The organism is Photorhabdus sp. S10-54 (genome assembly GCF_963878145.1).
In the GTDB taxonomy this organism is placed as follows: Bacteria; Pseudomonadota; Gammaproteobacteria; order Enterobacterales; family Enterobacteriaceae; genus Photorhabdus; species Photorhabdus kayaii.
The window spans coordinates 1-24185 of record NZ_CAWNXG010000009.1; the positions used below are offsets into that span (position 1 = coordinate 1).

A 24185-nucleotide genomic window follows, 5' to 3' on the forward strand; every position below is an offset into this window, starting at 1 on the left:
ATCGGAGCATTGTCGGCTTTTTGTTGGAGGTGGTATCAGGCTTAATTGCTTATACGTTCCAACCGAAAAAGCCGAGCTTAGGTTTACGTGCTCAGGAAATCGCAATGCTTAAGCAGAGTTGAGGTTAATTATATTAATTTTGCCAGATATAGAGGAAGAAATATGGGTAATACAGTAAAGATTGGCGATATTGGCACAGCGCATGGTGATTGTGAAGCGACACCGGTTATTTCGGGATCGACCAGTGTGAAAGTTGACGGTATTCCTTTAGCTCGTCAGGGCGATAGTTTGGCGCCGCATTCATCTCATTCACGAATAATTGCTGGCGGTTCCAGCACCGTTTTTGTTGATGGTAAACCTGCGGCGAGAACCGGTGACGCGGTGAGTTGTGGTGGAATTGTGATTGGTGGTGGTAGTGTTAATATTGGTTAAGGAAAAAATATGCTCTCAGTTACTATGGAGAGTGTAATTTGTGATTGCTAGAATTTGGCTCCCTGTATTCTCGTTCACCTCGGTCACATAGTTAGTTATGCATAGTTATCTATGCTCCCGGGGATTCGTTCCCTTGCCATCTTGATGCACTTTGAAATCCATAGGATATATGTATTTATTTCCTCTGCTTTCTTTTCTTTTTCTTGGTATTATTTTTTCTTTCTATTTTCGAATGCCTCTGGCGTAGGGCGTCATCCTGTTCAGCCAGTTTAAACACAGCTCCTTTATTAATAAACCAAAAAGACAAACAGGCCGTTTGGACAATAATCAAGCTCCAGAACAGGCGGATAATATCGTTTGTAAAGATTAAATAAATGACAGCGACACAGAGTAAATTAATAAAAGCAGAGGTTAATAGACTGATAACCAGTGTTTGAATAACCTGGCTAATTCCTGGTATTCGAGCAAAGGGAAGTAGGCATAACATTGCACCCACAGGGCCGAAAATCGCAGTAACGATTAAAATACCCGGATTATTACGGATGGCGTCAACAAATCCGAATAAATCAAATGGAATGGTAAACATGGGTTTTATCCTTGCATGGGGTTCAGCATTGGGCTAGGTTTATATCTTAATATCCGGGCGAAAATGATATTGGGAAACTGCCGGATCCCGGTATTGTAAAGGGCAACACTTTCATTAAAGAATTCACGTCTGTCTGCAATCTGATTTTCCAGCAGAGTGATCTGCGCTTGCAAATGTTGAAAAGGCGGCTGACTGATTAGGGCCGGATAATTCTTTGCAAGTATCAGAAATGACAACAACTGATGTGCTAATGTATTACCCATTTTCACCTTTTCATTGGTTGTTTTTGCACTGGGGTAGTTTTTCCTGATTTCTGCTAGTTGCAGAAAGAACGATTTTTCATGGGCCATTGCTTGTTCTGTTATTGCGATAAGCTGTGGAATTAAATCAACCTGTTTTTTCAGTAAAATATCAATATTGGCAAATGCTTTATCCCGGTATCTTTTTAACATAACGATTTTATTAAAAACGCCTATGAGATAACGAACCGCAATGATCAGGATGACGGCCAGAATAAGAAAAGTGAGAAGATATCCACCCATTGCTGTTATCTCTAAAATAACCATTTCAGTAATGGAGATTCACGATAAAAAACCGTTAAATGATGAGACTGATATTCATAAGGAACGGTCAGAATAAAGGCAATCAGAATTGCTGCGCTAATGACAGTAATTGCAAGATTACGGCGCATTGGCGCAACTTCATTCCAGGTGCCTAAATATCCCTTAGAGGCAATCCCCAGTAATCTGTGAGGAGCAGCCTGAGTAATAACAATTTGATCGTCTTTTTCAATAGCTGTGCCAATAATTAAATACTCTTCATTTGGAAATAACAAGTACTCTTGGTAAGAAACGGAATCGGTTTCATCGTTCTGATAAGAAGAAAAATTCACAAATGTCAACGTTTCTGGCGTTGCATCAATACGGACTGATCCTGAATCATCGGTCAAAGTGAATTGACGGATTTTTTCTTCCGAATGACGCAAAGAATAACGTTTATCGCCTTCTGAATCTTTTATGACATCATATTCATAATAACGATAGCCATAGCATAGCTTGTTACTCAGAGGACTTTTGAAGTGAGTTCCCGCTGTTATTTTTCCTTCTACTTCTACCAAGCCCATAGCGATTGAACGGATTTTTGAGGTAGGCAAAATCTGCTGAAATTTAAGGAATTTTTTTTCTGGTGTTGTTTTCAGACCGTTATAGATAAATAGTAATAAAATTAAGCCAAATAAGGCACCGGGTGAAACAAAAAAGGCAATCAGAAAAATGGCAATAGCCGCCGAGCCTAAAATCACTTTCCAAATTTCCTTGCTGGCAAATTTACCGGACTGCCGTGTTTGTCTATAATACTCTGCCGCGTTTTTCCCAAACGAAAAGATTAATACACAGGAAAAAACAAAAATAAAAGTAAAAAATAGCATAGTCATCATAAGGTTTACCATCTGATTTATTTAAATTTGATACCGTTATAGGCTTTTTCTTCCTGACAGATTTCTAATAAAGGCAGCCTCTGATAATGAAACATGCGGGCAAAAATCAGATCAGGGAACAGATAAATCGCCGTATTATACTCCGTTACTGCATCATTAAACATTTCGCGGCGATGAGCAATTTTATTTTCTAGATCCGTCACCGATGTTTGCAATTGTGAAAATTGGGAACCTGAAATTAGAGTCGGATAGTTTTCAGCTACGGCCAGTACAGATCGGAATGCATTGTGCATTTCATTGGAGGCTTTGATTTTATCTGTGAGGCTATTGGCATTAAGATATACCTGCCGTGCATCACTTAACCGAGTAAAAATATCACGTTCATGTTCCATAGACTTTTCCAGCACGGTCACAAGCTGCGGGATCTGTTCTGCACGCTGTTTTAAAATAACATCGATATTGGCAAATGTATTGCTTGTCTGTTCTTTCAGGGCAATCAGGCGATTATAAATTGTGATCCCCCAGCCGATAAGTCCTACAGCAATCAGAGAGATAATAATAGTGGTTATTGTCATCTTTTTCTCCACGAAAATTCGGTTATATTTATTGTTAAGTCATGCCCTCCCTGCTGATTTGCGTAGCATCAGGGAAGGAGCCCACTTTGTTTAACCTGCCATAATCATTTAAAAATGAAAATACAGAGGTATTAAGAATACTATATCGAGGGCAGATTTAATTCAATAAGTGAAATTTTTCAAAAGAAGATTTAATTGCACTTACTATGAGAATTCAAGGGATATTAAAGTTATCTTTGCTATTTTTTTACTAATCTGGTTTTTGCCGCCGTTTAACTTTGTTATATCCAATTGAATTATTGAGAAGATTTCCAGTCCCGATACTTTTTATAAATCGCTTTTGGTACCAGAAGAATTGGTATTGGTAACGGTTGATTTTGCATTGGTAAGACAAGGATAGCTTAAGAACTATGAAGGAGGGAAATGTCGCTTCCTGTCATGTAGGGTGTCAAGATTTGGGCCATTGTCTGGCGGTATGTAATATTTCCTCACGGTCTTGAATGGCTTCTGGCGTCCAAAATAATTGCATTACTTGGCCTCAAAACGGCGGAGTGTGGCTTTGCGGCGGGCTAAAAATTTAGCCTCGACTTGGTCGGCTGGCACTAGATTACCAGCATTGGCAGAAGCTTGGCCTATTTCTATTTGCCTGCGGAACCAAGCATCATGGGCGCTCGTTTCTTGTTGCTGACGCACGAAATCCCGCATGAAGTCACGTAGTAGTTGTGCACCTTTGCGATCGAGTGATTTTGCTGCTGCGGTAAAGTCATTTTTCAGGGCATCATCGACCCTAAAGGTAAAAGTAGTTTCGCTCATAGCTAATGATTCCACTGTAATGTGTTACAAAGTAAGTATAGTGTAGTACTTAAGTGGGTAGAATACTACCAGAAGGATGGTAAAATATAATATTTAGATAAAATTAAATCCGAAATAGTGTCACCTATTTGTAAAAAATTTATTATTGTCTCTTATTTATTCTCGTAAATAATATTGTGAATTGTTTATTTAAAATATCTTTAATAAGTAAGATGATATATTGATAAGTCTTAACTAAATTAATAAATGAAAATGATAGTCATTATTTTTAATTCTGGCTTGTTAAAGCTTAAAATTAATGTACCTTGATGATTAAATTATTTTGATGTCTTGGTGGTAATGTTTTGTTAAAATATAATTTCATTTAATATAACCAAGTATTAACCACAATGAATAGTTAATACTTGGCAATAAAATAAATAACCAAGTTAAAATAAATTACATATATACCAAATGGATTTCAAGATGCATCGCGACGGCAAGGGAGCGAATCCCCGGGAGCATAGATAACTATGTGACCGGGGTGAGTGAGTGCAGCCAACAAAGAGGCAACTTGAAAGATAACGGGTATATTAGAGTTTCTCTCCATTAACGGCTGACCAATGATAAGGTTGCAGTTCACGTATGGCTTTAAATAACAGTTCATTTTTATCATTAGTCACCGCGGCTTTTACTGAGCCTCCCCAATGAACCAAACGCTCCTGACATATTCCACATGGCGTCAAAATGATATATTCACAGCCGTCATCTTCACGGTAGAGACATAAAGAGTGTGTCACCGCTTCATTCAGTTTATGGGCTTCCAGATAAGCGCCAACTTCCATACAAAGGGATAATGCGTCAATTTTGGTATCAGGGGCAATGCTGGTTAAGATTTTTCCCGATTCTGTCCGTACTGCGGCAGCGCCACCCCATCCTTTAGGGTATCGTTTTTCAATTAAGTTAACTGCGGCATTATATAACTCTTGTTCTATATTCATTAATTTATTACTCCGCTCTAATGAGCTTATTTTTTTTCTATGTTAATAACATCTTTAAAAATAAGCGGTTAGTTGATAATAAAATGCGCTTGTCTTTTTCTTATCGACAGGAGTATAAAGCAATACGATTTATGTTGTATAGAATACTTATAATTTTTTCAGATCAATTCCGGTTTTAAAAATGCCTTTAAATAACCATTCCACTGATAATGACCGCCAGTCGATTAAATAATTCACTAAACATACGCTCGGTAAATGGCGCTAACATCGGGATTAAAAGCGTGAGTACCAATATACCGGTAGTCAGCGTTAACGGAAAACCGACCACAAAGATGGAAAGTTGTGGTGTCATCCGGTTTAAAATCCCCAATGATAAATTCAGTGTTAATAATAGTGTTATCAATGGTAGAGCCAGCATCATGCCGTTGATAAATATCATACTGGCGCTTTGTGCTAGCAGTAAAAATCCTTGAGCGCTGAGTTGCAGTGGTTGTACCGGAAGAATCTGGAAGGTGTCTGCCAGAACCGATAATAGCCATAGGTGACCATCAAAGGCCAGAAATAACAGTAAAGTCAAGAGGTTAAAGATTCGTGCCAAAATAGGCATATTGGGGCCGCCGGAGGGATCAAAAAAGGTAGCGAATGAAAGCCCCATCTGTAAACCAATTATTTCACCGGCGTGACGCACGGCTGCAAAGGCAATTTGCATTGTCAGGCCAAGTGATGCCCCAATTAAGATTTGCTGGAGCATCACCCAGAATGCCGCAACAGAGAAAATAGGCACTTGCGCAGGTTGCAGGTTTGGCATCAAGAGCAGTGTTACCATCACGGCTAGTCCAATCTTAACTTTCTTAGGCGCCTGTTTTTCACTGAATAATGGCGCAGTACTGAACAGCGCAAGCACCCGAACCAGCGGCCAGAAAAATTCACTGACGAACTGGATCAGCATTTCACTGTTAAAAGAGATCATAACTAGCCAATTATCACCGGTATGCTGCTGTAGAGTTCACGCATGTAGTCCAGTAATAGGTTTAGCATCCAAGGGCCGGCGATAACGGTAGTGACAAATACCGCCAGAATTTTGGGAATAAATGAGAGTGTCATTTCGTTAACCTGTGTTGCAGCTTGCAATAAGCTCACAATTAAACCACATAATAAAGCCGCTAACAGCAACGGCGCAGCTAGCGCCAATGCGACTTTCATGGCTTCTGTTCCCAATGCCATGACTGATTCAGGAGTCATAATGTTTGCCTCTTTTCAGGTCAACCGTAAAAACTTTGTGCCAGAGAACCCAGTAGTAATTGCCAGCCGTCAACTAAGACAAATAGCATGAGTTTAAAGGGCAGTGAGATGGTTGCAGGGGGGACCATCATCATCCCCAACGCCATCAATACGCTGGCGACCACTAGGTCAATAATCAAAAATGGAATAAACAGGGTAAAACCAATCTGAAAAGCGGTTTTCAATTCGCTGGTAATAAATGCCGGCATTAATACTCGCATAGGAACAGAATCGGCGGTTTCAAACGGCGGTTGATCAGCAAGACGTGCAAACAGCGCTAAATCGTTTTCCCTTGTCTGACGCAACATAAATTGCCGTAACGGCTTGGCGCCATTTTCTAACGCGGTTTCCAGACTCATTTTATCTTCACTGAAAGGCAGATAAGCATCTTGATAAACTTTATCGAAAACCGGTGACATAATGAAAAACGTCATAAATAACGCCAGTCCAAGTAAAACCTGATTCGGTGGCGCCGATGGGGTACCTAAAGCATTACGCAGTAAACCCAACACGATAATAATGCGGGTAAAACTGGTCATCATGAGTAAGGCTGCGGGAATAAACGTCAGCGCGGTAATGAAAACTAATGTTTGAACCGGTAGTGACCAACTCTGCCCACCGTTTGCCAGCGGTTGACTGATGATGCTCGGTAACTGTGCCGCGGCATCTATCGGTAAAATAAGCGCAGCGAGTATCATCCCCAGGCGGCATGACAATGCAAACTTATCCCTTATAAAGAGAGAACTACTTTTTTTCATCATCTTTGCCTTGTCGCATCAGCGTATTTTTTAAAATCTGACCAAATAGTGCCGGTTTTATAGTTTGTTCTTCGGTGGTATTACGGTGGGATTCAGGTATTGGCATCTGGTGTAATAAATTAATTTGCTGAGCAGTGACACCTAATACCAGCCAGTTATCTTCAACTTCGACAATGACGACACGTTCACGTTGCCCCAGAGAGCAACTGGCTTTGATACTCAATTGTTGCTGAGTTTTCCCTTTGTTGGAAAACAACCCTATACGGCGTATTAGCCAAGTGAGGGTGAAAATCAATAGCAACACCCCCGCCAGTGCACTGCTGACCTGCATCAACGTCTGACCTGCGGGAAGTGGCGCGGATGTGGCGACTTGAGTAACCGCTTGGGTTTGCGCGGCAGAACCTGCCGCGCCATTATGCAAAGAGGGCTGGAAAGCCATATTAACGACTCAGGCGACGCATACGTTCAGAAGGGGTGATGATATCAGTGATACGGATACCGTATTTATCGGATACAACCACAACTTCACCCTGAGCAATCAGATATCCATTGATTAAAATATCCAACGGCTCCCCGGCAAGGCCATCAAGAGAAACTACTGAACCTTGAGATAATCTCAGCAGTTGTTTGATGGTCATTTTTGTCCGACCCAATTCTACGGATAATTTGACCGGTATATCCAGAATCAGGTCGATATCCGATAAGTGAGCCAGTGTATCCTGAGGCTCCAGAGATTCAAAAATTGCCGCGCTGCTGTCCGAGGTTTGTTGTTGCGCGGCCTGTTGTTCCAGAGCTTCTGCCCACATATCTTCGGCAGATCCGGTTGAAGCGGTATCTGTGGGTTGCTTAGCATCACTCATTGGGCTGTTCCTCATCCAGAGCATTTAAAACAGGGTTAATAAGATGTTCGACACGCAGGGCATATTGCCCGTTTAATGTTCCGTACTGACTGGTGAGCACGGGCACACCATCAACGTGAACGATCAGGCGTTCGGGTTTATCAATAGGTAAGATATCGCCCGGCTGAAGTTGCAGGATTTTTGACAGCCTCAGCGGGATATCAACAAAGTTAGCGACCAATTCCAGCTCTGAATGCTGAACCTGTTTTACCAGGCTTTCTCGCCACAGGCTGTCTTCTTGCCGGGCATTTTCTAATGGTGGATTGGTCAGACGTTCCCGTAGTGGTTCGATCATGGCAAACGGAATACAGATATTAAATTCACCACTCAACGCACCAATTTCCACTTGAAATGGCGTTGTCACCACAATATCGTTCGGTGATGTTGTAATGTTGGTGAATTTCACCTGCATTTCAGAGCGAATATATTCCACTTCAATTTTGAAAATGGCGCTCCAGGCATCACGATAGGAATCCAACGCCATGCGTAACATCCGGTTAATCACTCGCTGTTCAGTATGGGTGAATTCACGACCTTCCACTTTGGTCGGGAAACGTCCGTCACCACCAAACAGGTTATCTACCGCGATGTAAACCAGGCTTGGTGCAAATGCAAACAGCGCTGTTCCTCTTAGCGGTTTCAGATGAACCAGATTAAGGTTGGTCGGTACTGCCAGGTTACGGGCGAATTCATGATAAGGCTGAATTTTTATTGCGCCGACGGTAATGTCAGGACTACGGCGGAGCATGTTAAACAACCCCATCCTAAAATGACGAGCAAAGCGTTCATTAATAATTTCCAGTGCTTGCAGACGTTCCCGAATAACACGACGTTGGGTATTGGGATCATAAGGGCGAACCTCATTTTCCCCGGACGCGGTATTTTCTACGTCGTCACTGGCACTGTCGCCATTGAGCAGAGCATCAATCTCTGCCTGTGAAAGAATATTGTCACTCATGGTGATTATCGCAGAATAAACGTGGTAAACAGCACATCGGTGATGACCTGATCCGGTTCACCGGGTACCAAGGTTGGGCGAAGTGTTTGCTTGATGTCGTCCATCAGACGCAATTTACCGCTGTCATGAGCCAGATCGGCCGATTTTTGGCGTGATAATAGCAACAACATACGACTACGAACTTCCGGCAGATACTCGTGGAAACGCTGGCGAGTTTTTTCATCAGCTAAACGTAAAGTCACACCAATGTAGAGCACTCGGTCAAAGTGATCTTCATTGTCGATCAGGTTGACGGTGAAAGGCTCCAGAGTCATAAAGACAGGGACTTCTATGGCTTTGGATGCCGTGGAGTCACTCTCTTTTGCCTGTTTAAGCGCCCACCAACTGTATCCCCCGATGGCGGCGCCGATAACGGCAATCAGTACTAACAGTATCATCCCAAATGGATTTTTGCGTTTATGCTCGTAGCTATAGTCAGACATGGACAGACAAATTCCTGTTTTTGTTGCGGATAAGTGTCCACGCATTCCGTGGTGGGCTGACTTATCCATCAATATCGATAATCATTATCCCGCGTATTTCCGCAGGCAATAGCTGGAACAAACGGGGAAAAAACGACTAACTCGTTCGTTTGTTATGAAGCTACTTTCCACTATCAGGCGAAAATATCCACACCTCCTCGGGCGGACGCGAGTTGATGAGGTGTTAAATGTACTGTGGATTCAGTGGCTGAGTGATTTTCTGAGGTGGCATCAGCATTGCGGCTTGCGGTTCCGCCTGAATGTTGTGAATCAGAGCGTTGTTCTTGTTGCCATGGGCTAGCGTTGTCACTGCTGACACTGCTTTGGGTCAGTTGAATACCACTTTCTGCCAGTGCGTGGCGAAGTCCAGGTAATGCCGCTTCCAGTGCCGCCCGGACATGGCTGTGAGCCGATGCCAGATGTAATTGTGCTTGATTATCTTCAACGGACATGCGGATTTGCAAGGCACCTAGCTCTTGTGGATGCAGGCGTAACTCTGCCTGTTGCAGGCCGTTGCGGTTGAATAAAATGATTTGTTGATTTAATTGTTGTTGCCACTCTTCACTACCCAATTGGGCATTCAGTAAGGGGGTAGAGGCACTGGATAACTGAAACTGGGCGGTCTGATTGTGCCCTACGGAGAGCAGGGGAGAGGTTGCCACAGAGGAGATTTGCCCGGTTTGTTGATTTTCAGTGACTGCTGGCGCGGGCTGGATCTCAGCTTGAGCGGTAGTTTGAGTTAGTGCTGATTCACGTGGATGAGGCTGAGTTGCAGTTTCATGCTGGATAGTTGCGACAGCAATCTTGGGTTTTACCGAAGAATTTTGCCCAAATCCGTTTTCAGGTTTGGTTTTAAAAAAGGCTTCTGCTTTTTCTTCTTCCTGTTTTGGTTGTTCTGCAATCGCTGTCAGAGGATTCTCTTCAGTCGATAATCCTGTAACGACCAATTCTTTAACGCTAATTTGACGGTTTTTATCATTATGCTTAACGAGTCCGTCAGGTTGGAGGCTACTTTTCTGGTTTTCTGATTTGATGGCTAACCCGGATAATTGTATGGGTAAACTTGCCGCCAGCTCTTCTGCTGACATGAGTTTCTCATCAACAGCAACCGGTTGTTTGTTTGCATCTACTTTTACATCGAGGGGAATCAGCGAGGAGGTAATAGGTTCCGTTGGTATTTCATTTGAGGTAGATAATTCATTTGCGATAGACAATTCGTTTGGGACAGACAATTCGTTTGGGACAGATAATAGTGGCGACAAATCGTGGTCTGTATCATCTATAATCTTTTCTCCTTCTTTGGATGATATTTTTCCTGGTTTGGTCCCGCCTTTCTGCGCCAGTTCGGTTTCCAGATTAAGAAACTGAGCAAAAGCCGAAGGTTGATCGGCATCAGTGAGTGAATTGCTGCGCGGTGGTTGATTTTCTGTCGGTTTCAGGTCGGCAGGCAAAAGAGTGAGATTCATTATTTATTTCTCCGTTGTGCGCTACGTTGGGCATACTCATCCATCTGTTTCTGTTCCGTTCTGTTCTGATGTAATCTTCGGTTGTTATCTGCCCGTTGTTGCAAAGTATCGAAGGCATTAAGGCGCTGTTGTTTTTCCCGCCACTGTGATAAAGCCGTATCAAGCCGCTGTTGCCATTGATTAAGCTGCAATTTGTGCTGTTCAATCGCTTTTTCCAGCGTTTTCATGAATTGCTGATAATTTTGCCAAGTGGTACATGGCATACCATTACTCAATGTGTCATTTAGGCGTTCTCGGTATTCATCCTGATAGCCCATCAACGTTGCGAGTTGTTGCTCCATTTGCTGATAGTTCTGACGAACTTGTGCTAAGTGAGTGGCGGCTTTTTCCACTGCATTTTGTGCAAGGTCACGCAAGGTTATGAGAGGTGATTGTTGCTGCATCTTATTCCTCGCTTTAATGGCAACACCCAGAAAATCGTTACGTTATGTAGGTAACAACTGTTGTAATTGAATGCAGGCAGCTTCATATTCACTACGCTCTTCAATATCTTGCTGTAGAAATTGTGCCATGTAGGGATAAAGCTCAATGGCTTTGTCCAATAGCGGATCACTGCCAGCCGCATAAGCACCGACGTTAATCAGATCACGGTTACGCTGATAGCTTGCGAGTAGTTGTTTGAACTGCTGTACCCGCCGGTAGTGCTGCTTATCAATGAGCGCGGTCATTGCGCGGCTGATAGAAGCTTCAATATCAATCGCCGGGTAATGTCCTGATTCTGCCAGCGAACGGGAGAGGACGATGTGACCATCGAGAATTGCTCGGGCAGCATCGGCTATCGGGTCTTGCTGATCATCACCTTCGGTGAGTACGGTATAGAACGCGGTAATCGAGCCACCGCCATTCACCCCATTGCCTGCACGTTCCACGAGTGCCGGAAGTTTGGCGAAAACCGAAGGCGGGTAGCCTTTGGTTGCAGGAGGCTCGCCAATGGCTAGGGCAATTTCACGTTGCGCCATGCTGTAGCGGGTCAATGAATCCATAATTAGCAATACATGTTTACCCCGGTCACGAAAATCTTCAGCGATACGGGTAGCGTAGGAGGCGCCTTGCATGCGCAACAGAGGTGAGATATCGGCGGGTGCGGCGACAACCACTGAGCGGGCTAAGCCGGCGGAGCCAAGGATGTTTTCAATGAAATCTTTAACTTCGCGGCCACGTTCACCGATCAAACCAACGACAATCACATCAGCCTGTGTGTAACGTGCCATCATGCCAAGCAGAACACTCTTACCGACCCCGGAACCGGCAAACAACCCCATACGCTGCCCACGGCCTACGGTCAGTAGGGCATTAATCGCTCGTACACCGACATCCAGTACATCACTGATTGGTGTACGTTGCAGTGGATTGATTGGCGGTGTGGTGAGTGGGGCACGATAGCCGGTATCTGGCGAAGGAAAACCATCCAGTGGACGACCGGCGCCATCCAAAACTCGCCCTAACAGTTCCGGGCCAAGTGGTAACTGGCGCCCACTGCCACAATCTTCACTGTATGGGCGGGCGTATACCCGGGCGCCGGGTACAATCCCTTCCAGATCTTCAAGTGGCATGAGGAGAAGTTTTTCGCCATTAAAACCGACAACTTCACTTTCAACTTCTTCAACATTGCTACCGTTTTGTCGCTCAATCAGGCAGGTTGCTCCGAGAGGCAGATGTAAACCCGTTGCCTCCATCACCAGCCCGGTCGCTCTGGTCAGACGTCCATAACGACGCACTGGTGAAGTTTTCTCCAGTTTCTGCTCAAAAGCATCCAGTGTCGCTAGCCAGCGCCCGAGTCTTGCTGTCATTACAATTCCCCCGGTGCGGCCAGCCGGCATAACTCATGCCAGCGGGTTGCCAAACTGGCATCCAAATCGCCTTCATCGGCACTAATTTTACAACCACCGGGATGCAGTTTGTTATCTGCCAGTAAGCGCCAGCCGTGTAATGAGAGCGTGTTGCCTAATTGTTGTTCAACCATTGGCATATCTCGTGGATGAACCCGCAATTGGGGTTTTCCACTCAACATTGGCTCCTGTTGAATAAATTCACGGATCTGATTGAGCAGGGCAGTGCCATCACAAATCGCCGGTTGACCCAAGATCTGTTTCGCCGCGGTCAGTGACAGTTGCATCAAGCGGGATGCAATGATCGTGTCAAGCCCTTCCAATGAATGTTGGAAATCCGCTAGCAGATTTTGCCACTGCTCGGTGATAGGTTGCTGCTGCTGAATGGCATCTTTTCGCCCCTGTTCCAAACCGGCTTCTAAGCCGGCTTGGTAACCTTTTTCATAACCTTGCGCTTGACCTTCGGTAAATCCCTGTTCATGGCCTGCTTGTCGAGCCTGTTCTTTCAGGTTATCCAGCATTACCGCTTGTTCAAGGATTTCATTGTGCTCAGAGTCTTCCTGTGAGTCATCTACGGGCTCTGGTTTGGTCCGTAGTTTTTCCCACTGTGTGAGTTCGTTTGGTTTCCAAGGTTGCCAGTCAGCATTGTTTAACTTATCAGACATAGCTATCGTCGCCACCATTTAGGATAATCTCACTGCTTTCTGCCAGACGACGAACAATAAGCAGAATCGCTTTCTGTTCGCTTTCCACTTGCGACATCCGTACCGGACCACGGTTTGCCAGATCATCGCGCATAATCTCTGCGGCACGTTGAGACATATTGTTGAGGAAATGATCGCGTAGTTGCTGGTTGCAGCCTTTCAGTGCAATGAGCAGAGAGTCGGTAGTGATTTCCTGCAACAGGCGTTGGATACTGCGGTCATCCACATCAATGAGGTTTTCGAACAGGAACATTTCATCGATGATTTTTTGTGCCAGTTCATTATCGTAGGCACGCATGGCTTCGATAACATTCTCTTCTTGCTGACTTTTCATCAGGTTGATAATTTCAGCCGCAGTACGAACGCCACCCATTTTGCTACGCTTGAGATTCTGACCGTCTAACAGGTTATTGAGCACTTCTGTCAGTTCAGCCAGTGCCGCCGGCTGTACGCCACCAAAAGTTGCGATACGTAGCATGATGTCGTTGCGTAATTTGTCATCAAACAGCGCAAGGATATCGGCTGCTTGTCCACGATTTAAGTGAACCAAAATGGTGGCGATAATCTGTGGATGCTCTTCACGGATCATATCGGCTGCCATTTGAGGTTCCATAAAGTTGAGGGTCTCAATACCGGTGGTGGTTTCACGGGATTCGAGAATATCCTCAAGCAGACTAGAAGCGCGTTCTTCACCTAGCGCTTTAATTAACACTGAGCGCAAATAGTCACTGGCGTTGATACTCAGTGCCGCATACTGGCCGGCATCTTCTTCAAACTCTGCCAATACATCCACCAGTTGCTGGTTAGAAATTTGGCGCATGCCTGCCATTGTGATACTGAGTTGCTGGACTTCCCTGGAGTTCAGGTGTTTAAACACCTCGGCCGCCTGATCTTCTCCCAGGGTCATTAACATGACGGCGCTTTTTTCTGTTCCGTTCAGGCTCATTGTTCGTTACTCATCCATTGACGGATCACCAGTGCCACTACGCGAGGATCTTTTTCTGCCAGCTCGCGAATGCGTTGGCTTTGAATTTCAGCACTGACTCGTTGACGCGTCAGTTTCTGGCGCGTTTTTTCATCCATTTCTGCACTAGATTCAGTCAGTTGTTTTTTCTGAACTTTCTGTGCTTCAAGGGCGGCTTTTTCCGCAGCGCGTTTTTTGGCAAGTTGAGGAACAACCATTTTGCGCCATAGCAGCCATGCCACCAGAATCAATAGCAGGTAGCGGCCAAAATCGAAGGCTTTTTCCAGCAGAATTGGGTTCTGCCAGACAGGAATAACCTCGATGTTTTCTTTGCTTTCAGTAAATGGCGTGTTAACCACATTCAAGCTGTCGCCACGTTCTTTAGAAAAGCCCATCGCTTCTCTGGTCAGCGCTTCTATTTTTGCCAATTGCTCAGGGGTTAGTGCCTGAGTTTCCGGGCCATTTTTGCCTTCTACCGTGGCATAATTGACGACAACGGCGACAGATAAGCGTTCAACACCGCCGGCTTGTTGTTGCACATGGCGAATAGTCCGGTCCACTTCATAGTTTGTGGTTTCGTCACGGCGGTTATTGCGATTACTGTTGACCGTGCGTTCGTTACTACTACCGGTGGATGAGGTTTTCTTATCGCTCTTGTCGTTTTTGTTGTTCTCTTTGGTATTTGGTTTATCAATCGGCGCACTCGGTGGAGGGCTCGGTTGATTGGAAAGCGCACCGGGAATACCGCCAACCTGAGGGCCGCCACTCTGTTCGCTCTCGCTTAACTGTTTTGAGCGAACCGCCGCCTGATTTGGTGGCTGATTAGGTTTATATTCTTCCGCTGTCTCTTCACGACGTGAAAAATCCACCTGTGCCGTCACTTGTGCGTGAACGTTACCACGACCGACAACCGGAGCCAGAATCGCTTCAATACGATGTTGGAAGCGGTTCTCTACTTCCTGAATGTATTTCAGTTGACTGGTATTGAGATCGCGTCCGGTAGCATCGGCTTGGGTCAACAGACGTCCGGCCTGATCAACGATGGTGACATTGCCCGGCGGTAAGCCGGCGACACTGCTGGAAACCATATGGACAATGGCGTTTATCTGGCCTTCATCCAGGGTCCGGCCTTGCAGTAATCCAACGGTCACGGAAGCTGAGGGCGATTTCTGTTCACGGACAAACAGCGAGGGTTTGGGGAGTGCAAGGTGAACACGGGCATTTTGCACCGGCCCTAAAGATTCAATGGTACGTGACAGTTCACCTTCCAATGCCCTTTGGTAGTTAACTTGCTCACTGAATTGGCTGATCCCAAACTTTTCTTTATCGAGTAGTTCGAATCCAGCAGCTCCACCCTTAGGCAGCCCTTGTTGCGCCAATCTTAGCCGTGTCTCATGCACCTGTTCGGCAGGGATCATGATAGCAGCGCCATTTTCGGCAAAACGGTAAGGGATATTTAATTGGGTTAATTGTGTGACAATATCGCCACCATCTTTATCGCTCAGATTACTGTAAAGCACCCGATAATCGGGGCTGCGTAACCACAGGAAAAGGGCAATGACAATCGCAACGGCTGCGCTGCCGGCAACTAATAATGGTACTTTAGGATCAGCTTTTATCTGGTTAATGATAGCACTGAAACCTTTAGTTTGATTTTCAACGTCGGTTGTTGCGGCACTCATAGACGATCCTTGCCTTGCTGTTCAACATGAATACTAAAAGCGTGGCGTAACAAAACAGACTCCCCATACGCAAGCGAAAAAATTCTTCCTATTTTCAGTTTTGTCATTATTCGCTGTTCACTCATCTTTTAATGGCACAATAAGCCCAGACTTTTTACTTTAATTACCCGCTTTAGATCGAGAGGGCTATGTTAGGGTGGCAGTCTAAAAATATGCCGTATATACCCAATAGATTTCAATTTGCAGCGCGGCGGCAAGTGAACGCATCCCCAGGAGCATAGAGAACTATGTGACTGGGGTAAGTGAAAGCAGCCAACAAAGCAGCAATTTGAAGGATGAAGGGTATAAACTTTGGGTTAATATGGCATTGAATTGAGTAGGTTATAGGGGTGGTTTAACACGAGGTTTTTATGTCAATTCAGGCAATTGAAGGCGTGCTGCAACTGATGCAAGCTCAGGCGTCACAGGCAGCAAGTATCGCAAAACCAATACCATTGCAGAGTGGATTTGCCAGTCAACTGATGGCGGCTGTTGGTAAAATTAATCAGACACGTTTGAATGCCACAAAACAAACTCAGGATTTTACACTAGGTGTACCCGGTGTTGAATTGAATGATGTTATGGTGGAGATGCAGAAATCCAGTATCGCTTTGCAAATGGGAGTCCAGGTAAGAAATAAGCTGGTGGCTTCTTATCAGGAGATTATGAATATGCCGGTGTAGGTATTAATTTATTGATATCTATTGTTAGTAAGACAGATCGCGAGTGTCGTGGATAAATTCCGCGGCGCTGCAAACAGGACATTCCATCGGTTTTATTTCTGGTCTTTTGTGTTGAGAGCTAATCCATAGCTCATACTGAGATTGCATTTCTGTCCACATTTCAGTACTGCCCATTTTGTTATAATCAGCCCCTTTTAGCGGATGAAGTTTCCAACTCGGAGCGTTCATATTATCTGGTTTTTTAGCCGTGTTTATTGCGGTTAACTGAATTTGCAATGTTACCGCATGTTTTGGTTGAATACTTGTTGTAGTTAGCGGTTTAATTAAGTGTTGTAAAACTCATAGTCAATAAAATATTTAAGGTGTCACGGTTTCGAATAATAATTCTCAACTCTATTTTATGAGGTTAATGTTAACTTATTGATAAGTATCAAAAAACGATAAGGAGAATGAACAGCATATCCTGTTATAATTAAATCTTAAGTTTTATGCTGGTTGCATTAATTCATAAAAATTTACTGAATGTTTAATGATAGATTGAAAGTTAAATCATGTGGTTTAATTTTTAATTATTTATACCCGTTATCTTTCAAGTTGCCTCTTTGTTGGCTTTTGTTGGCTGCGCTCACTCACCCCGGTCACATAGTTATCTATGCTCCCGGGGATTCGCTCCCTTGCCGTCGCGATGCATCTTGAAATCCATAGGGTATATAGATATAAGGAAATAATATTTCTGAAGTTATGAAACCTGAGAATGAATGCCCGTTTGATCCTAAGCAATATGAATGTCACAGTGTTATCGCTCCGGTTGGTTCTTTTTCTTGGGCTTTAATTCAATTAAAACTACGTAAGCGTGTCGTTCGTTCTGTTTGGAGCGATAAGAATATGTATTTAGTTATTATCCCTCGTGTGAATGATTTAACTGTGGAAGAAGGAAGTGCCTATGCTGTTGATGGTGTCGCTGTTGGTACTAAATATGATTACTTAACGCATATCGATTTATGCAATGAGCACGGCAATTTTGTACCGTGGCAGCCAACACAAGAAGATATGATGGCTTGTGATTGGGAATTAAATATTGATATTTCAGTCCCTTATGAATACATGTTGGTTTTCGATGCAACGCCATATGAAATTTCGAAAAAAGAATCATATAAAGAATGGGGGGATCATAGTAATAAAAATTTAGTTACGATTGAAAACAATATAAGCAATGGGAATGAAACTGTTAGTGGTTTTTATTGGAAAGAAAGCGAAGATCTTATTTTTGGGCATACATTAGATATAAATTTGACCGAATTATCTATATACAAAGACCATCTGACAAGTGTTACAAATAAAAAACTAACAATTACAGTGGATGGAGTCAAATACCATCTTGGGCATCGTATAAAAGAGTCAGTTTATTATTCTCCACAATATAAAAGTAGTGAAGCTGAGAAAATAGGTGATCTGTTAAAACAAATAGATAAAACCTTCCGTTTTTACTGTAATTGGCATGATTAATTTATATAGCTGATTTTTTTCAACCTTGGCAAATGCTCTGTATCTTAGTCAGAGTTCTGGTTAAGAGACGGGCAACTGGGGGGATTCTTCGATATATCAGTAGTAAACTTAGAGTTTACAACTAAATATCTGGAATTTTTGTATTGCTAGATTATTCAAGGCTGCGCTCCGGCGTGGTCTTTTTATTTTTCACAATCAACTTAAATCACAGGGCTACATATAACAGCTCATTAATGCCTATTGGTCGTGATGGGGGAGAATATGAAGACGAAGGGCAATCCTGATTTGTAGATCGGAATACTACAAGGTTTTAAAGACATCCTAAACCAAGCTCACAAAACGGGTAAATAATGGTGATGAGAGTACATCACCTTTATTTCTCGATTACTTTTGTTCCGTAGAATTCATAAGAGTATAATAGGGTTCAACAGGGAATTGGCCGTAGCTATCATTTAATAATTGCTGTTGGCTTGCTTGTTTGATGAGTTTACTTAATTCATCAAGTCTTTGCTGTAGTAGTTTTTTAATCTCATTTTCATTATCTAAAATTATCTGCAAAATGTTGGTCATTTTTTGCTGTAACGAAAGAGAAACAGTCGATGATATTGAAGAGTGGCTGATCACTTCTACTGCTTTGAGGTAGGTGATTTCCATATCAACAAGTTCATCCCATTTTTCATTTTTAGCTAAATTAAGCATTTGCTCACTTAAACTTAGGATCCGTTGGTAAGCTGACAAAAGATCCATTTCATTATCCATTAAACAATATCCTGACTGGCGTTGTAATGAGGGCCAATTTGCCGCCAAGCGTCTGAAATCTCGGTGAGTAACTTTATTACTTCGGTAATGGCTGGCTCATCATTGCGTAAATTAGCGTGGAGTAAACGTTGGGTCATATAGTCGTAAAGGGAAGCGAGATTGTGTGCCAGCTCTCCACCTTTTTCATTATCTAACCCCTGTTTGAGGCCATTATCGATGATATTGATCGCTTTGGAAATAGCTGCGCCTTTTTCTGCGATATTACCTTGTTCCATCAGAATAATTGCTCGACGTAGGGCGCTAAGCGCCCCGTTGAACAAAATCTGAATCAACTGATAGGGGGAGGCGTTCATAATTTCGCTCTCCACATCTATCTGGGCATATAATTGACTTGCCGAACGTTGATACATAATTTCCTTTAATTATCTTATTGTCTGTAGCTGTGATAGGAAGTTACCGGTTTTTCCCAAGGAAGAGACCATTTTATCCAGTTGTGAAAATTGGCGTTTATAACGTTCAATTGTTGCGTTAATAGTGTCTTTCGTTCTGTCTACTTGTTTCTCAAGGGTTTTTAGATGCTTGTTAATGCCATTAGTCGCGGTAACTAAGGTACCTTCATGGCTATCCAGAGCATCTTTTAATAGCTTATGTGTCTGGGTGGCAAAACCCGTTTCTTTACCGTCACCCATAAAGAATGCTTTCACATTAGCCGGTTTTTCTTTTAGATTTTTTTCCAGTTTTTCGTTATCAATTTCCAGCTTGCCGTCAAACTTTTGTTTAATGCCCAGTTTATTCAGGGTTGGAATATCATTGACCTTTTGAGAGCTGAAAATTTGGCTTCTTAGCTGGTTCTGTATTCCGCGTAATGTGCTGTCACCTAATAAAGCACCATTATCTTTCGACGGTTCTTCACCCTGTTTTACTGGCTTATATTTGGTCAGCGAATCAAACGTTGTTTGCAACTCATTATAAGCATCAACCCAGTTTTTAATCGCCTCTTTCATCGGCTCAATATCACGGGATATGACCAGTATTTCTGGATTATGTTCCTCAGGCTTGTCTTTATCATGGGTTATTTTTTTCAGATCTAGTTTAACGCCTTCGGGTGCATCGGTAATATGGTTTGTTTGACGCTCAATTTCGATGTTGTTAACTTTCAAGAGTGCATTTTTAGCTTTGACTGTTTCAGTTAGTTTACTTGTTGCACCCGGCGTATAGTCTAAAAATTGGCTAAGTTTGTTATCACCTTCAACTTTGATGGTCATCACGGATTCAGTGCCAGCTTTTTTAGCCGTCAGCACTAAATAGTTTTCGCCATCTTTGGCCTTAAGAATACTGGCGCTGACATTACCTTCCTGTTTATTAATTGCATCCTTGATCTCAATAATGGATGTTTGTCTGTCTGTCAGCTCGATTTTCATCGGCTTTTTTTCGCCAGGTTGAGTAATGGTGATTGTCCGGGTTTTACCTTCACCCAAAGATTCGCCCATATACTCTTTGATATTACTGACTTTTTCTGCCTGTAATGATTGTGCCTGCGCCAACTGCGTAACTTCAATACTGTAGTTACCTGGGCTGGCTTTAGAATCAGTACTGGCAGTGAATGCGTCATGTTTTTCGCTGGCAGTGGTTGTATTAAGTTTATCGAACTTTTTCAGGGATTCAGACGCGGTTTCCAGCTTTTCCAAACTGCTTTTTAATGTGCCAAAAGCCGTTAGCTTACCTTTATAACTGGTTTGCTGTTCTGTCAGAGGGACTAAACGCTTTTGTTCTGCTGCCTGAAGTTTATCCAATATAGAACCAAGATCCATCCCCGACCCGGCGCCTAATGAAGAAATGCTAGCCATTTATTGACTCCTTTATTAGTAAAGCTTTATTGAACCGGTTATCGGTAAGTTTTTAGAAAAGTTTACTAATAAAAATAATTTTTCTATGGTAAGAATAGTCGTGAAGAACCGACGCTGTTTGGCTTATCAGGGCAAAGTGATAAAAAAGAAAAAGTTTTTTCAAGAAAAATTAAAGGTTCTTTGAGGGGCGCCGATAAAACTGTTGGCGGTGGTGAACACCGTGGGTAAAACCCAAACTTATATATCGACTTGATTTTAAAAAGGAACTCTAATTATGGCACAAGTCATCAACACCAACAGCCTGTCCCTGCTGACTCAGAATAACCTGACCAAATCCCAGGGTACTTTGGGTAACGCTATCGAGCGTCTGTCTTCTGGTCTGCGTATCAACAGTGCCAAGGATGACGCGGCTGGTCAAGCGATCGCTAACCGTTTCACTTCAAATGTTAGAGGTTTGACTCAGGCAGCACGTAACGCTAATGACGGTATCTCTATTGCACAGACTACTGAAGGTGCTCTGAACGAAATTAACACCAACTTACAGCGTATTCGTGAACTGGCTGTTCAGGCGAAAAATGAAACCAACTCTGCGAGTGATACCAAATCTATCCAGGAAGAAGTTACTGAGCGTTTAAAGGAAATTGATCGTATTTCTAAACAGACTCAATTTAACGGTGTTCATGTTCTAAGTGAAAAGAACGAAATGACCATTCAGGTTGGTGCTAACGATAACGAAGTTATCAAAATTAATCTGGAAGAAATTAACAGCAAAATTCTGAAAGTGGATACATTCACTGTTTCTGCGGCAGTTCCACACGGCGAAGCAGTTGCACAGGTTGACGATGGTAAAGGTGGTGCGAAGAAAAATATCGATTACACTGCTGATACTAAAGTTAAAGACCTGAAAAGTGTAGAAGTTTATAAAGCTGTTAAGGGTGATGGTTCAGTTGATCCTGACAACTATGTTGTCAAAGGTACTGACGCTACAGATGGTAAAGTAAAATATTTCAAAGCTCAGATTGATAAGACCAATGGTAAATTAACCGCAGGTGATGAAGTCACAGCTAAAGCATCAGAAAAGCCTCTGGAAACTTTGGACAATGCTCTGGCAAAAGTTGACAGCCTGCGCAGTTCTCTGGGGGCTATTCAGAACCGTCTGGAATCTACCGTTAACAACCTGAACAACACCGTTAACAACCTGAGCGCTGCTCGTAGCCGTATCGAAGATGCTGACTATGCGACTGAAGTATCTAACATGAGCCGTGGTCAAATTCTGCAACAGGCAGGTACTGCGGTTCTGGCTCAGGCTAACCAAATTCCTAATAACGTATTGTCTCTGCTGCGTTAATTGCTCAGCTAGGGCAATATGTGAACCTGATTCACATAAAAATCCAAATAAATCAAGGATCGGCTCGCCGGTCCTTCTTTTTTAGGAGTTTATCAGGAACAGCCTAAAATTTGTGATACTATTAGGCAGACAATAAATTTCGCATAGGTGAAAAAGAAGCGTTTTTACTACATTGTTCAAACGATTGCCCTTGTTAGGGGATTGGATAATGAGGGTTAGTCTCTTTTTCCAAAGGTGTCTGTTGTTGTGAGCGATTTGTATACCGCCGAAGGCGTGATGGACAAAAACAGCCTCTGGAAGCGCTACGTACCATTAGTTCGCCATGAAGCGTTAAGGCTACAAGTTAGGTTACCCGCGTGTGTGGAGCTGGATGATCTACTTCAGGCCGGGGGAATCGGCTTACTAAATGCGGTGGAACGTTTTGATTCCTTACAGGGAACCGCGTTTACCACTTATGCGGTACAACGCATCAGAGGTGCAATGTTGGATGAGTTAAGGAGCCGCGATTGGGCTCCGCGTAGCGTGCGCCGTAATGCGCGCGAAGTGACGCAAATCATCCGAAAACTTGAGCAAGACTTAGGCCGTCCAGCCAGTGAGCAGGAAGTTGCTAAAGAATTAAAGATTGATCTGGTAGAATATCGGCAGATACTATTAGATACGAATAACAGTCAGTTGTTTTCGTATGACGAATGGCATGAAATGCATGGTGAAAGTTGTGAACCTGTCATTGAAGAAGGGCATGAAACCAATCCATTACAACAATTGCTGGAGAGTGATGTTCGTCAACGGGTAATTGAGGCTATCGATTCGTTACCTGAACGAGAAAAAATGGTTCTGACGTTGTATTATCAGGAAGAACTTAATCTGAAAGAGATTGGCGCAGTACTTGAAGTCGGGGAGTCCCGTATAAGTCAGCTACATAGCCAAGCGATTAAACGCTTGCGGGCACGCTTAAATCCGGAAAAGTAACTTTTTTGCTTATTTGTTTTTTGTTTAAGACTACACACAGGGCTTATCTCTTATGTCTGTTACAACACAAAAGAAACGGCCGCTCAGCCGTTACATTAAAGACTACAAGCATAGTCAAACTCATTGCTTGCATTGTCACAAAGCTCTTGACCGTATCTCTTTGGTTTTTAATGGCCAAGTGATCAACAAAGAGTCCATCTCCGAGATGACGGAGTTGATTGATGACAAGACTTGGGATGAGCTGCAAGATAAATTTGTCGCGTTATGTCGTTTTTGCAGTGAGATTTATTGCAATAGCGAGACAGATTATTTTGACATCATGTCGTTCAAACAGTACCTGTTTGAACAGACTGAAATGAGTCATAGTACTGTTCGTGAGTATGTGGTTCGTTTACGACGTTTGGATGAATTGCTCACTTCAAGCAATTACCCTGTAAAAGAGTTCACAACAGAGAAAATTCAGGAAAAACTGAGTGAAAAGCTGTCACAGTCGGCATTCAGTAACTACAACATTGCTTTGCGCAAGTATGAACAGTATTTGAGCTGGCAACAGGGCGGTCACTAAGCTGGAAATATAAACAGCAAAGAGATGATTAATTTGGGGGGAACACATGTTTGATGTGTTCCCTTTGGACCGTGGACAAACCACGTTAAAAATAACGAGGTTCGTTTCTTTCATTATGAATAATAATGCAACTCATTTTCTTCATTAATCCGGTTTAATCGCCCATCAGGGTGTGTAGAAGAATTTATACGTTGGGCAAATTACCTATTTGTTACGGGATTTTTTCTATTATTTCATTTGCTTAAAATTACAGAAGTGATGTGGGAAGTTTTTTAAATATCACAATAGGCGCCAATTTATTTTACCTTATTATTTTTTTTAGCCATCTCAACATTAATTTTCCCAATATCATTCGAAATCTTATTGATTTTTGTGTTCGGCAATATATTGTATACCCTATAGATTTCAAGATGCATCGCGACGGCAAGGGAGCGAGTCCCCGGGAGCATAGATAACGATGTGACCGGGGTGAGTGAGTGCCGCCAACAAAGAGGCAACTTGAAAGATGACGGGTATATATGGCTAA

At 43.1% G+C, this 24185-nt stretch carries 29 protein-coding genes and 1 pseudogene; 7 read left to right on the forward strand and 23 right to left on the reverse strand.

Annotated elements, in window-relative coordinates; genetic code table 11:
- Window positions 1–122, forward strand: a pseudogene (locus AACQ83_RS24565) (IS982 family transposase); the annotation flags it as partial.
- A gap of 40 nt (window positions 123–162) precedes the next feature.
- Complete coding sequence (locus AACQ83_RS06640; RefSeq protein WP_112876872.1) at window positions 163–432, forward strand: type VI secretion system PAAR protein; 270 nt, start codon at window positions 163–165, stop codon at window positions 430–432.
- A gap of 175 nt (window positions 433–607) precedes the next feature.
- On the opposite strand, the gene AACQ83_RS06645 is transcribed toward AACQ83_RS06640, so the two are convergent.
- From AACQ83_RS06645 to fliF, 19 genes are all read right to left on the reverse strand, one after another.
- Window positions 608–1018 (reverse strand): hypothetical protein, encoded by a 411-nt coding sequence (locus AACQ83_RS06645; RefSeq protein WP_112876873.1) that lies wholly within the window; start codon window positions 1016–1018, stop codon window positions 608–610.
- Window positions 1019–1023: 5 nt separating this feature from the next.
- Window positions 1024–1560 (reverse strand): LemA family protein, encoded by a 537-nt coding sequence (locus AACQ83_RS06650; RefSeq protein WP_112877004.1) that lies wholly within the window; start codon window positions 1558–1560, stop codon window positions 1024–1026.
- Between the two features lie 11 nt (window positions 1561–1571).
- Window positions 1572–2453: a hypothetical protein gene (locus AACQ83_RS06655; protein WP_112876874.1), complete on the reverse strand. Its 882-nt coding sequence runs from the start codon at window positions 2451–2453 to the stop codon at window positions 1572–1574.
- Between the two features lie 17 nt (window positions 2454–2470).
- Window positions 2471–3028, reverse strand: coding sequence for a LemA family protein (locus tag AACQ83_RS06660; protein WP_112876875.1), 558 nt, complete (start codon window positions 3026–3028; stop codon window positions 2471–2473).
- Window positions 3029–3556: 528 nt separating this feature from the next.
- Window positions 3557–3841: a CopG family ribbon-helix-helix protein gene (locus AACQ83_RS06665; RefSeq protein WP_112876876.1), complete on the reverse strand. Its 285-nt coding sequence runs from the start codon at window positions 3839–3841 to the stop codon at window positions 3557–3559.
- Window positions 3842–4413: 572 nt separating this feature from the next.
- The gene (locus AACQ83_RS06670) at window positions 4414–4821 is read right to left on the reverse strand and encodes a cytidine deaminase (protein WP_112876877.1); all 408 of its coding nucleotides are present in this window, start codon (window positions 4819–4821) and stop codon (window positions 4414–4416) included.
- A gap of 187 nt (window positions 4822–5008) precedes the next feature.
- Window positions 5009–5791, reverse strand: coding sequence for a flagellar biosynthetic protein FliR (fliR, locus tag AACQ83_RS06675; protein WP_112876878.1), 783 nt, complete (start codon window positions 5789–5791; stop codon window positions 5009–5011).
- 2 nt (window positions 5792–5793) lie between these two features.
- On the reverse strand, window positions 5794–6063 hold the full coding sequence (gene fliQ, locus AACQ83_RS06680) for a flagellar biosynthesis protein FliQ (RefSeq protein ID WP_049581963.1): 270 nt from the start codon (window positions 6061–6063) through the stop codon (window positions 5794–5796).
- A 20-nt stretch (window positions 6064–6083) separates the two neighbouring features.
- A complete protein-coding gene (gene fliP / locus AACQ83_RS06685) occupies window positions 6084–6800 on the reverse strand; it encodes a flagellar type III secretion system pore protein FliP (protein WP_112877005.1) in 717 nt (238 codons plus the stop codon).
- Window positions 6801–6846: 46 nt separating this feature from the next.
- Window positions 6847–7299, reverse strand: a complete 453-nt coding sequence (gene fliO, locus AACQ83_RS06690) for a flagellar biosynthetic protein FliO (RefSeq protein WP_112876879.1) — start codon at window positions 7297–7299, stop codon at window positions 6847–6849.
- Window position 7300: 1 nt separating this feature from the next.
- Window positions 7301–7720, reverse strand: coding sequence for a flagellar motor switch protein FliN (gene fliN, locus AACQ83_RS06695; RefSeq protein WP_112876880.1), 420 nt, complete (start codon window positions 7718–7720; stop codon window positions 7301–7303).
- On the reverse strand, window positions 7713–8717 hold the full coding sequence (gene fliM / locus AACQ83_RS06700) for a flagellar motor switch protein FliM (protein WP_112876881.1): 1005 nt from the start codon (window positions 8715–8717) through the stop codon (window positions 7713–7715). The genes fliN and fliM overlap by 8 nt, the downstream gene beginning before the upstream one ends.
- Window positions 8718–8722: 5 nt before the next feature.
- A complete protein-coding gene (gene fliL / locus AACQ83_RS06705) occupies window positions 8723–9199 on the reverse strand; it encodes a flagellar basal body-associated protein FliL (protein ID WP_112876882.1) in 477 nt (158 codons plus the stop codon).
- A 173-nt stretch (window positions 9200–9372) separates the two neighbouring features.
- Window positions 9373–10704, reverse strand: coding sequence for a flagellar hook-length control protein FliK (locus AACQ83_RS06710; protein WP_112876883.1), 1332 nt, complete (start codon window positions 10702–10704; stop codon window positions 9373–9375).
- Window positions 10704–11147 carry a flagellar export protein FliJ gene (gene fliJ / locus AACQ83_RS06715; RefSeq protein ID WP_112876884.1) on the reverse strand — a complete coding sequence of 148 codons (444 nt, stop codon included), beginning with the start codon at window positions 11145–11147 and terminating at the stop codon, window positions 10704–10706. Before fliJ ends, AACQ83_RS06710 begins: the two co-directional genes overlap by 1 nt.
- 42 nt (window positions 11148–11189) lie before the next feature.
- A complete protein-coding gene (gene fliI, locus AACQ83_RS06720) occupies window positions 11190–12554 on the reverse strand; it encodes a flagellar protein export ATPase FliI (RefSeq protein WP_112876885.1) in 1365 nt (454 codons plus the stop codon).
- On the reverse strand, window positions 12554–13258 hold the full coding sequence (gene fliH, locus AACQ83_RS06725; protein WP_112876886.1) for a flagellar assembly protein FliH: 705 nt from the start codon (window positions 13256–13258) through the stop codon (window positions 12554–12556). Before fliH ends, fliI begins: the two co-directional genes overlap by 1 nt.
- Entirely contained in the window at window positions 13251–14243 is a 993-nt protein-coding gene (gene fliG / locus AACQ83_RS06730; RefSeq protein ID WP_112876887.1) for a flagellar motor switch protein FliG, read from the reverse strand. The genes fliH and fliG overlap by 8 nt, the downstream gene beginning before the upstream one ends.
- Window positions 14240–15943 carry a flagellar basal-body MS-ring/collar protein FliF gene (fliF, locus tag AACQ83_RS06735; protein ID WP_112876888.1) on the reverse strand — a complete coding sequence of 568 codons (1704 nt, stop codon included), beginning with the start codon at window positions 15941–15943 and terminating at the stop codon, window positions 14240–14242. The genes fliG and fliF overlap by 4 nt, the downstream gene beginning before the upstream one ends.
- Before the next feature lie 410 nt (window positions 15944–16353).
- Here fliF and fliE point away from each other — a divergent pair, with 410 nt between their 5' ends.
- A complete protein-coding gene (fliE, locus tag AACQ83_RS06740) occupies window positions 16354–16665 on the forward strand; it encodes a flagellar hook-basal body complex protein FliE (protein ID WP_088371893.1) in 312 nt (103 codons plus the stop codon).
- A gap of 24 nt (window positions 16666–16689) precedes the next feature.
- On the opposite strand, the gene AACQ83_RS06745 is transcribed toward fliE, so the two are convergent.
- Window positions 16690–16941, reverse strand: a complete 252-nt coding sequence (locus AACQ83_RS06745) for a type II toxin-antitoxin system MqsA family antitoxin (protein ID WP_240000719.1) — start codon at window positions 16939–16941, stop codon at window positions 16690–16692.
- A gap of 453 nt (window positions 16942–17394) precedes the next feature.
- Here AACQ83_RS06745 and AACQ83_RS06750 point away from each other — a divergent pair, with 453 nt between their 5' ends.
- Window positions 17395–18171: a DUF2829 domain-containing protein gene (locus AACQ83_RS06750; protein ID WP_445260523.1), complete on the forward strand. Its 777-nt coding sequence runs from the start codon at window positions 17395–17397 to the stop codon at window positions 18169–18171.
- Between the two features lie 384 nt (window positions 18172–18555).
- On the opposite strand, the gene fliT is transcribed toward AACQ83_RS06750, so the two are convergent.
- The 3 genes from fliT to fliD are packed head-to-tail and all read right to left on the reverse strand — an operon-like array spanning window position 18556 to window position 20777.
- Window positions 18556–18930: a flagella biosynthesis regulatory protein FliT gene (gene fliT / locus AACQ83_RS06755; RefSeq protein ID WP_112876891.1), complete on the reverse strand. Its 375-nt coding sequence runs from the start codon at window positions 18928–18930 to the stop codon at window positions 18556–18558.
- A complete protein-coding gene (gene fliS, locus AACQ83_RS06760) occupies window positions 18930–19340 on the reverse strand; it encodes a flagellar export chaperone FliS (protein WP_036775505.1) in 411 nt (136 codons plus the stop codon). Before fliS ends, fliT begins: the two co-directional genes overlap by 1 nt.
- A 12-nt stretch (window positions 19341–19352) precedes the next feature.
- The gene (fliD, locus tag AACQ83_RS06765; protein ID WP_112876892.1) at window positions 19353–20777 is read right to left on the reverse strand and encodes a flagellar filament capping protein FliD; all 1425 of its coding nucleotides are present in this window, start codon (window positions 20775–20777) and stop codon (window positions 19353–19355) included.
- Between the two features lie 274 nt (window positions 20778–21051).
- Here fliD and AACQ83_RS06770 point away from each other — a divergent pair, with 274 nt between their 5' ends.
- From AACQ83_RS06770 to fliZ, 3 genes are all read left to right on the forward strand, one after another.
- On the forward strand, window positions 21052–22125 hold the full coding sequence (locus tag AACQ83_RS06770; protein ID WP_112876893.1) for a FliC/FljB family flagellin: 1074 nt from the start codon (window positions 21052–21054) through the stop codon (window positions 22123–22125).
- 246 nt (window positions 22126–22371) lie between these two features.
- Complete coding sequence (locus AACQ83_RS06775; protein ID WP_112876894.1) at window positions 22372–23094, forward strand: RNA polymerase sigma factor FliA; 723 nt, start codon at window positions 22372–22374, stop codon at window positions 23092–23094.
- Between the two features lie 52 nt (window positions 23095–23146).
- A complete protein-coding gene (gene fliZ, locus AACQ83_RS06780; RefSeq protein WP_011146218.1) occupies window positions 23147–23659 on the forward strand; it encodes a flagella biosynthesis regulatory protein FliZ in 513 nt (170 codons plus the stop codon).
- Window positions 23660–24185 lie beyond the last annotated feature (526 nt).

Bases quoted from the DNA above. Each gene is read 5' to 3' on its own strand.
- AACQ83_RS06770 (WP_112876893.1), top strand. From the start codon at position 21,052: ATGGCACAAGTCATCAACACCAACAGCCTGTCCCTGCTGACTCAGAAT.
- fliR (WP_112876878.1), bottom strand. From the start codon at position 5,791: ATGATCTCTTTTAACAGTGAAATGCTGATCCAGTTCGTCAGTGAATTT.
- fliP (WP_112877005.1), bottom strand. From the start codon at position 6,800: ATGATACTCGCTGCGCTTATTTTACCGATAGATGCCGCGGCACAGTTA.
- AACQ83_RS06640 (WP_112876872.1), top strand. From the start codon at position 163: ATGGGTAATACAGTAAAGATTGGCGATATTGGCACAGCGCATGGTGAT.
- fliI (WP_112876885.1), bottom strand. From the start codon at position 12,554: ATGACAGCAAGACTCGGGCGCTGGCTAGCGACACTGGATGCTTTTGAG.
- AACQ83_RS06655 (WP_112876874.1), bottom strand. From the start codon at position 2,453: ATGATGACTATGCTATTTTTTACTTTTATTTTTGTTTTTTCCTGTGTA.
- AACQ83_RS06710 (WP_112876883.1), bottom strand. From the start codon at position 10,704: ATGAATCTCACTCTTTTGCCTGCCGACCTGAAACCGACAGAAAATCAA.
- fliF (WP_112876888.1), bottom strand. From the start codon at position 15,943: ATGAGTGCCGCAACAACCGACGTTGAAAATCAAACTAAAGGTTTCAGT.
- AACQ83_RS06645 (WP_112876873.1), bottom strand. From the start codon at position 1,018: ATGTTTACCATTCCATTTGATTTATTCGGATTTGTTGACGCCATCCGT.
- fliG (WP_112876887.1), bottom strand. From the start codon at position 14,243: ATGAGCCTGAACGGAACAGAAAAAAGCGCCGTCATGTTAATGACCCTG.
- fliO (WP_112876879.1), bottom strand. From the start codon at position 7,299: ATGGCTTTCCAGCCCTCTTTGCATAATGGCGCGGCAGGTTCTGCCGCG.
- fliE (WP_088371893.1), top strand. From the start codon at position 16,354: ATGTCAATTCAGGCAATTGAAGGCGTGCTGCAACTGATGCAAGCTCAG.
- fliQ (WP_049581963.1), bottom strand. From the start codon at position 6,063: ATGACTCCTGAATCAGTCATGGCATTGGGAACAGAAGCCATGAAAGTC.
- fliJ (WP_112876884.1), bottom strand. From the start codon at position 11,147: ATGCAGCAACAATCACCTCTCATAACCTTGCGTGACCTTGCACAAAAT.
- fliZ (WP_011146218.1), top strand. From the start codon at position 23,147: ATGTCTGTTACAACACAAAAGAAACGGCCGCTCAGCCGTTACATTAAA.
- fliD (WP_112876892.1), bottom strand. From the start codon at position 20,777: ATGGCTAGCATTTCTTCATTAGGCGCCGGGTCGGGGATGGATCTTGGT.
- fliM (WP_112876881.1), bottom strand. From the start codon at position 8,717: ATGAGTGACAATATTCTTTCACAGGCAGAGATTGATGCTCTGCTCAAT.
- AACQ83_RS06665 (WP_112876876.1), bottom strand. From the start codon at position 3,841: ATGAGCGAAACTACTTTTACCTTTAGGGTCGATGATGCCCTGAAAAAT.
- fliN (WP_112876880.1), bottom strand. From the start codon at position 7,720: ATGAGTGATGCTAAGCAACCCACAGATACCGCTTCAACCGGATCTGCC.
- AACQ83_RS06670 (WP_112876877.1), bottom strand. From the start codon at position 4,821: ATGAATATAGAACAAGAGTTATATAATGCCGCAGTTAACTTAATTGAA.
- AACQ83_RS06660 (WP_112876875.1), bottom strand. From the start codon at position 3,028: ATGACAATAACCACTATTATTATCTCTCTGATTGCTGTAGGACTTATC.
- fliS (WP_036775505.1), bottom strand. From the start codon at position 19,340: ATGTATCAACGTTCGGCAAGTCAATTATATGCCCAGATAGATGTGGAG.
- AACQ83_RS06650 (WP_112877004.1), bottom strand. From the start codon at position 1,560: ATGGGTGGATATCTTCTCACTTTTCTTATTCTGGCCGTCATCCTGATC.
- fliH (WP_112876886.1), bottom strand. From the start codon at position 13,258: ATGTCTGATAAGTTAAACAATGCTGACTGGCAACCTTGGAAACCAAAC.
- fliL (WP_112876882.1), bottom strand. From the start codon at position 9,199: ATGTCTGACTATAGCTACGAGCATAAACGCAAAAATCCATTTGGGATG.
- fliT (WP_112876891.1), bottom strand. From the start codon at position 18,930: ATGGATAATGAAATGGATCTTTTGTCAGCTTACCAACGGATCCTAAGT.